At 74.3% G+C, this 6,447-nt stretch carries 7 protein-coding genes and 1 pseudogene; 5 read left to right on the top strand and 3 right to left on the bottom strand.

Features of this window, described 5'->3' with window-relative positions; genetic code table 11:
- From IE182_RS29150 to IE182_RS29135, 4 genes and pseudogenes are all read left to right on the top strand, one after another.
- Window positions 1-197: pseudogene (locus IE182_RS29150) on the top strand (flavodoxin-dependent (E)-4-hydroxy-3-methylbut-2-enyl-diphosphate synthase); the annotation flags it as partial.
- Window positions 198-342: 145 nt separating this feature from the next.
- Window positions 343-1,188 (top strand): GNAT family N-acetyltransferase, encoded by an 846-nt coding sequence (locus IE182_RS29145; RefSeq protein ID WP_190112977.1) that lies wholly within the window; start codon window positions 343-345, stop codon window positions 1,186-1,188.
- A 35-nt stretch (window positions 1,189-1,223) separates the two neighbouring features.
- The gene (locus tag IE182_RS29140; protein WP_190112976.1) at window positions 1,224-1,757 is read left to right on the top strand and encodes a GNAT family N-acetyltransferase; all 534 of its coding nucleotides are present in this window, start codon (window positions 1,224-1,226) and stop codon (window positions 1,755-1,757) included.
- Window positions 1,758-1,883: 126 nt separating this feature from the next.
- Window positions 1,884-3,584, top strand: a complete 1,701-nt coding sequence (locus IE182_RS29135; RefSeq protein WP_190112975.1) for a proline--tRNA ligase — start codon at window positions 1,884-1,886, stop codon at window positions 3,582-3,584.
- 129 nt (window positions 3,585-3,713) lie between these two features.
- On the opposite strand, the gene IE182_RS29130 is transcribed toward IE182_RS29135, so the two are convergent.
- Genes IE182_RS29130 through IE182_RS29120 form a run of 3 tightly spaced genes read right to left on the bottom strand, consistent with a single transcriptional unit; the run spans window position 3,714 to window position 5,741 of the window.
- On the bottom strand, window positions 3,714-4,667 hold the full coding sequence (locus IE182_RS29130) for an aminoglycoside phosphotransferase family protein (protein ID WP_190112974.1): 954 nt from the start codon (window positions 4,665-4,667) through the stop codon (window positions 3,714-3,716).
- A gap of 31 nt (window positions 4,668-4,698) precedes the next feature.
- Window positions 4,699-5,181 (bottom strand): ferritin-like domain-containing protein, encoded by a 483-nt coding sequence (locus tag IE182_RS29125; protein WP_190112973.1) that lies wholly within the window; start codon window positions 5,179-5,181, stop codon window positions 4,699-4,701.
- Window positions 5,178-5,741 carry a hypothetical protein gene (locus IE182_RS29120; RefSeq protein ID WP_190112972.1) on the bottom strand — a complete coding sequence of 188 codons (564 nt, stop codon included), beginning with the start codon at window positions 5,739-5,741 and terminating at the stop codon, window positions 5,178-5,180. Before IE182_RS29120 ends, IE182_RS29125 begins: the two co-directional genes overlap by 4 nt.
- A 170-nt stretch (window positions 5,742-5,911) precedes the next feature.
- Between IE182_RS29120 and rimP the strand changes: the two genes are divergently transcribed.
- Complete coding sequence (rimP, locus tag IE182_RS29115) at window positions 5,912-6,445, top strand: ribosome maturation factor RimP (protein WP_190112971.1); 534 nt, start codon at window positions 5,912-5,914, stop codon at window positions 6,443-6,445.
- Window positions 6,446-6,447: the final 2 nt, after the last annotated feature.

Genomic DNA, 6,447 nt, shown 5'->3' with positions numbered 1-6,447 from the left:
GCGAGGCCCGCGAGGCCGACCTGGGCGTCGCCTCCGGCAACGGCAAGGGCCAGATCTTCGTCAAGGGCGAGGTCATCAAGACCGTCCCCGAATCGAAGATCGTGGAGACCCTCATCGAAGAGGCCCTGAAGATCGCCGAGCAGATGGAGAAGGACGGCGTCGCCTCCGGCGAGCCCACCATCAGCGTCGCCGGCTGACGCCCCGCACCCCGGCCGTGCCCCGCCCTCCCGGCGGGGCACCGCCATATCCGGCCGTCAGGGCGGTGCCCCGGGAGGCCGGGAGGTACAGTGCCAGGACCTGTCCCCATGGCCCCCGGCCCGCGACCGTGAGGCAATCGCACACGTGCTGACGACGTCCACCACCAAGGTCCTGGAGCCCGGCGAGCTCGACGCCGCCCTCGCCGTCCTCGACCGTGACCCCGTCGCCAACGCCTTCGTCGCCGCCCGCGTCCAGGTCGCCGGCCTCGACCCCTGGCGGCTCGGCGGCGAGATGTGGGGCTGGTACGCGGAAGGCCGTCTGGAATCGCTCTGCTACGCCGGCGCGAACCTCGTCCCCATCTGCGCCGGCCCCGAGGCCGTACGCGCCTTCGCCGACCGCGCCCGCCGCTCCGGCCGCCGCTGCTCCTCCATCGTCGGCCCGGCGCCCGCCACCACCGAGCTGTGGTCCCTGCTCGAACCCCACTGGGGGCCCGCCCGCGAGGTCCGCCCCCACCAGCCCCTGATGGTCACCCGGTCCATGCCGGCGGGCATCGAGCCCGATCCGTTCGTGCGCCGCGTCCGCAAGGACGAGATGGAGGTGATCATGCCGGCCTGCGTGGCGATGTTCACCGAGGAGGTCGGCGTCTCCCCGCTCGCCGGCGACGGAGGACTGCTCTACCAGGCCCGCGTCGCCGAGCTCGTCGGCTCCGGCCGCTCCTTCGCCCGCATCGAGGACGGCCGCGTCGTCTTCAAGGCCGAGATCGGCGCCGCCACCGACCGCGCCTGCCAGATCCAGGGCGTCTGGGTCGCCCCCGAGCACCGGGGCCGCGGCCTGTCCGTGACCGGCATGGCCGCCGTCCTCGGCCACGCCCTGCGCGAGGTCTCCCCGGTCGTGAGCCTGTACGTCAACGACTACAACACCGCCGCGCGGGCCTCGTACCGCCGGGTGGGCTTCGAAGAGGTCGGCGCCTTCATGAGCGTGCTGTTCTGATGGGACCCGGGCAGACGTGCGGGTAGCCTCCCCGCATGGATGACATCGTGGTCGGACCGCTCGACCTCGCCGCGCGGGTGGACGAGGCGCTGGCCGTGCAGGCCCTCGCCTTCGGGCTGACCCCCGAGGAGGTCGGCGTACGGCGCCACATCGTGCTCCGCCACCTGACCTGCCCCGGCGCCCGGGCCCTGGGGGCCACCACGGCCGAGGGCCGGCTCGTGGGCTTCGTCTACGGCATGCCCAATGACCGCACGCACTGGTGGTCCACCGTCGTCGAACCGTACCTGCGCGCCAACGGCTGCGACGGCTGGCTCGACAACGCCTTCGTCATCACCGAGCTGCACGTCCACCCCGGCTTCCAGAACCGCCGCATCGGCCGCGCCCTCATCACCGGCATCACCGCCACCGCGCAGGAGCCGCGCTCCATCCTCTCCGCCATCGACAGGGAGAGCCCGGCCCGGGCGCTCTACCGCAAGCTCGGCTACCGGGACCTGGCCCGGCACGTGGTCTTCCCCAGCGCGGCCAGCCCCTACGCGGTGATGGGCGCACCGCTGCCGCTGCTGAGCTGAAGCCGAGGGGCCGGGGCGCATCCCGGCGGGAGGGGCCGGGGGGAAACCGTTTTCCGGCTGTCGGTGGCTGCGGTTAGTCTCCTCGACATCACACCCCGTACGCCCGCACGCAGCAGGAGACGCTCCATGGCCCACGTCCAGCGCATGTCCACAACGATGATCAAGACCTTGCGCGACGACCCGGCCGACGCCGAGACCGCCAGCCACAAGCTGCTGGTGCGGGCCGGCTACGTGCGCCGCTCCTCGGCCGGGGTGTGGACGTGGCTGCCGCTCGGCAAGAAGGTCCTGGACAACGTCGCCCGGGTGGTGCGCGAGGAGATGGACGCCATCGGCGGCCAGGAGGTCCTGCTGCCCGCCCTGCTGCCCAAGGAGCCCTACGAGACGAGCGGGCGCTGGAAGGAGTACGGCGACCTGCTCTTCCGGCTGCGCGACCGCAAGGGCGCGGACTACCTCCTCGGGCCCACGCACGAGGAGATCTTCACACTGACGGTCAAGGACCAGTGCACGTCCTACAAGGACCTGCCGGTGATCCTCTATCAGATCCAGACCAAGTACCGGGACGAGGCGCGGCCCCGCTCCGGCGTCCTGCGCGGCCGCGAGTTCCAGATGAAGGACTCCTACTCCTTCGACACCACCGACGAGGGCCTCGCCGAGTCCTACCGGCTGCACCGCGCCGCCTACCGGCGCATCTTCGAACGCCTCGGCCTGGACCACCGGATCGTCTCCGCCGTCTCGGGCGCGATGGGCGGCTCGGCGTCGGAGGAGTTCCTGGCGCCCGCGGCGGCCGGTGAGGACACCTTCGTCGACTGCCCGTCGTGCGACTACGCCGCCAACACCGAGGCGGTGACGACGGTCGTCGCCCCCGCCGAGCCCGCCGCCCACGGCCCGGTCGAGGAGCTGGACACCCCGGACACCCCCACCATCGAGAGCCTCGCCGAACACCTGGGCGTACCCGCCTCGGCCACCTTGAAGAACCTCCTCGTCAAGGTCGACGGTCGGATCACGGCCGTCGGTGTGCCCGGCGACCGCGAGGTGGACCTCGGCAAGCTCGCCGAGCATCTGGCCCCTGCCGTGGTGGAGTTGGTGACGGCCGAGGACTTCGCCGGCCGCCCCGACCTCGTCCGCGGTTACGTCGGCCCGCAGGGGCTGGCGGACGTGCCCTGCATCGCCGACCCGCGCGTGGCACCCGGCACGTCCTGGATCACGGGCGCCAACAAGCCGGACACGCACGCCCGCAACGTCGTCTGCGGCCGCGACTTCACCGTCGACCGCTACCTCGACGTCGTCGTGGTCGAGCCCGGCGACCCCTGCCCGTGCTGCGGGGCGGGCCTGGAGATCGGGCGGGCGATCGAAATCGGTCACATCTTCCAGCTCGGCCGCAAGTACGCCGACGCGTTCGGGCTCGACGTGCTGGGCCCGCAGGGCAAGCCGGTCCGCGTCACCATGGGTTCGTACGGCATCGGCGTCTCCCGCGCGGTGGCCGCCCTCGCCGAGCAGACCCACGACGAGGCGGGCCTGTGCTGGCCCCGCGAGGTCGCGCCCGCCGACGTCCAGGTCGTGGCGGCGGGCAAGGCCCTCCAGACGGAGCTGGCGGACGAGCTCGCCACGCGGCTGGCCGAGTCGGGGGTGCGGGTGCTGCTGGACGACCGGGCGGGCGTGTCGCCGGGCGTGAAGTTCACCGACGCCGAACTCATCGGCGTGCCCACGATCCTGATCGTGGGTCGAGGCGCAGCGGACGGCATCGTCGAACTCAAGGACCGCCGCACGGGCGAACGCGAACAGCTGCCGGTGGAGGAGGCACTGTCGCGCGTACGGTCCCTGTGCTGACCACCGGCTGACGGCGGCCGGAGGCGCCGTCACGCCCCGGCGCCCCCGCCTCCGTGGGCGCCGGTCCCCGCCGCCCACGGCGAGCACCCCGGCGGCGCCGGGCCGGCCCCCGTCCCTCCCTCGTCGGGGTCAGAGCAGGCCCGCGAACTCCAGGAGGAGTTCGCCCTGCCCCCCGGCGCCCAGCGCCAGGGCGTGGGCACCTGCCGATGCCGTGCGGAAGAGCGTCCAGGCGCGCAGCCGGGTGGCGTCGACGTCCAGGGACTCGGCCAGTTTGGCCACCCGGCGGCGGGCCGCGGCGGCTGCGCCCGGTGCCGCCAGCAGCGTGTCGGCGCGGTCCCGCACCAGCCACGCCAGGTCGTAGGCGCGCTCGCCGACCAGCGGGCGGGGCGCGACGGCCAGCCACGGGACGCGGTCGGCGGCCAGCACCGTGCCCTGGTGGTACTCGCCGTGCAACAGCACGGCGCCCTCCTCCGCGACCTCCGCCGTCAGGTCCCCGTGCAGCTCCAGCGCCTCGTCGAGCACGGCCCGCACGTCCGCCGCCCACGGCTGTTCGCGGTGGGAGCGCAGGACGTCGGCCAGCTGCGCCGTGTGCGCGGCCACGGTCGGGAAGTCCACGCCGGCCGCGGCCGGCGGGGGCACCCACAGCCGGTGCAGCGTCGCCGCCGCCTCCAGCTGGGCCTTGGGCTCCGCGAGGGAGCGCAGGCTGACGTCCGCGTGCAGACGCTCCAGCAGCAGCGCCCCGTTCGCCGTGTCCACGCGCAGCGGGCGCACGGCGCTGCGGCCGTCCCAGTGCGCGAGCGCGGCGTGTTCGAGGGCGGTCGTGCCGTCGGGCGGGGAGAGCTTGAGCGCGGCGGGCGTGCCGTCGGCCTGCCGGACGAGGGCGACCATGCTGGTCCGCCCGCCGGGCATCTGCACCCGTTCGGGTGTCAGTTCCCAGCGCGCCAGGCACTCCTGGGCGACGTCCGGCAGAGCGGCGAGCCACTGCCGTGCCACCTCTTCGGTGACGGAGGCGGAGGCGGGGTCCGAGCCCAGGGACCGAACCAGCCTTTCCGGCGGTTCGAGGCGGTCGTGAGCATTGGCCATCCCTGAGCTGTCCCTTTCGTTCTTTCGCTGATCAGGCACGCGGGGAGGGGCCGCCCGGCGAGCCGCCGGGCCCGGTGGAAGCGGCCCGCTCCGCGAGCCCAGGGAAGGCTACGCTGCCGCCGCTCCAGCGCACCGCCCGCACCGCCGCCTCGCGCAGCGCGGCGGCGGCCTCGCCGCGCAGGCCGCCCGTGGCGGCCCGTACGAGATCGGCGTACACGGCGGCGACGCGGTTCTCCAGCTCCGCCGCGAGCCGCACCGCAGCGTTCGCGTCCGGCACCGGGAAGGGCAGGGCGTACGCGGCCGCCGCGGCCCCGGGCTCGGCACCCAGGTCCCGGACGGCACGGATCATGGCGTCGCGCCGGGCCCGGTGCGCGTCGTACGCCTCCCGCGCCTCGGTCTCCCGCGCGTCGTCGACCCGTCCGCCGACCACCCCGTAGCCGTAGACCGCCGCGTGCTCGGCGGCCAGCGCGGCCTGCGCCGCGGCCAGCGCCTCGCGGGAGCGGGAGCGCCTCATGAGCCACCTCCGGTGAGCAGGTACGCGTGGGCCGCGCCGGCCGCCGCCACGGAGGCCAGGAGGCGGGCGAGTTCGGGGCCGGCGGCGCCGAGGGCGGCGGTACGGGCGTCGGCCGTACGGCGTTCGGCGTCGGCGAGGGCCGCGAGCGCGGCACGCTCGTCACCGGGCACCTCCACGCCCGCGGCCGGTGGGGACGCGCCAGGGGACGCCGGCGCGGAGGACGCGGACCCGGACGCTGACGGCGCGGAAGACCCGGGAGGGGCGCCGAACGCCTCGGCGTGGTGGGCCACATCGGTCCGCAGCGGCCGCAGCCGGTCCGCCAGGGCGGCGTGCGCGGCGATCGTCGCGTCGTAGCGCGCCAGCAGCGCCGCACTGTCCCGGGCGGCGCCCTCGCGCAGCCGGCCGTCGGCGGCCGGGCGCCCGTCGGCGTCGGCTCCGCCGGAGGAACATCCGGCCAGCAGCACGGTGCCACCGGCGGTCAGCAGGGCCGCCGCGGCCCCGGCCAGTACCCTGCGTCTGCGCGGGTCGTCGGCGCCCCGCGTCCTCGTCGTGAGCGGCACGATCCTCTTTCCGCCTCGTCCGGGCATGATCACCGCACGCGAGCGTACCGGCGCGCGACCGGCCGGCCGTGGACCGGGCACCGAATCGTCAGCCGGCTGCCGGAACAGATAGGCTTTGACCTGACACGCGACTTTCCCACAACAGCACACGCGGCCGAGGAGTCACCCGGATGAGCACCACCCAGAGCGAGAGGCTGCGCGAGCTGCTCGCCCCTCTCGTCAGCGCGCGAGAGCTGGAGCTGGAAGAGGTCGAGGTGACACCCGCCGGCAAGCGGCGCGTCCTGCGCATCGTGGTGGACTCCGACGAGGGCGTGCAGCTGGACACGTGTGCGGATCTGAGTCGCGACATCTCCGCGAAGCTCGACGAGACGGACGTCATGGGTGGCGCTCCGTACGTCCTTGAGGTCACCTCCCCCGGCGCCGACCGCCCCCTCACCCAGCAGCGCCACTACGTCCGTGCCACGGGCCGGCTGATCAAGGCGCAGCTGACGGAGGGCGGTGAGCTCGTCGCGCGGATCGTCTCCGTGGACGACGAGGGCCTCGACCTGGAGGTGCCCGGCGTGAAGGGCCGCAAGGCCACCGCCCGCAGGCTGGCGTTCGCGGAGATCGCGAAGGCGCGCGTGGAGATCGAGTTCAACCGTAAGACGGCGGACAAGGCCGTCGACGAAGCAGACGAATCCGACGAGATTCAGGAGGAGGCGTAGCC

This window comes from Streptomyces cinnamoneus (assembly GCF_014650495.1).
GTDB lineage: Bacteria > Actinomycetota > Actinomycetes > Streptomycetales > Streptomycetaceae > Streptomyces > Streptomyces cinnamoneus.
The sequence above is the reverse complement of the archived record's forward strand: the minus strand, read 5'-3'. Positions and strand labels throughout refer to the sequence as shown.

Excerpts from the sequence above, each read along its gene's own strand:
- IE182_RS29140 (WP_190112976.1), top strand. The coding sequence starts at position 1,224 with ATGGATGACATCGTGGTCGGACCGCTCGACCTCGCCGCGCGGGTGGAC.
- IE182_RS29135 (WP_190112975.1), top strand. The coding sequence starts at position 1,884 with ATGGCCCACGTCCAGCGCATGTCCACAACGATGATCAAGACCTTGCGC.
- IE182_RS29130 (WP_190112974.1), bottom strand. The coding sequence starts at position 4,667 with ATGGCCAATGCTCACGACCGCCTCGAACCGCCGGAAAGGCTGGTTCGG.
- IE182_RS29125 (WP_190112973.1), bottom strand. The coding sequence starts at position 5,181 with ATGAGGCGCTCCCGCTCCCGCGAGGCGCTGGCCGCGGCGCAGGCCGCG.
- rimP (WP_190112971.1), top strand. The coding sequence starts at position 5,912 with ATGAGCACCACCCAGAGCGAGAGGCTGCGCGAGCTGCTCGCCCCTCTC.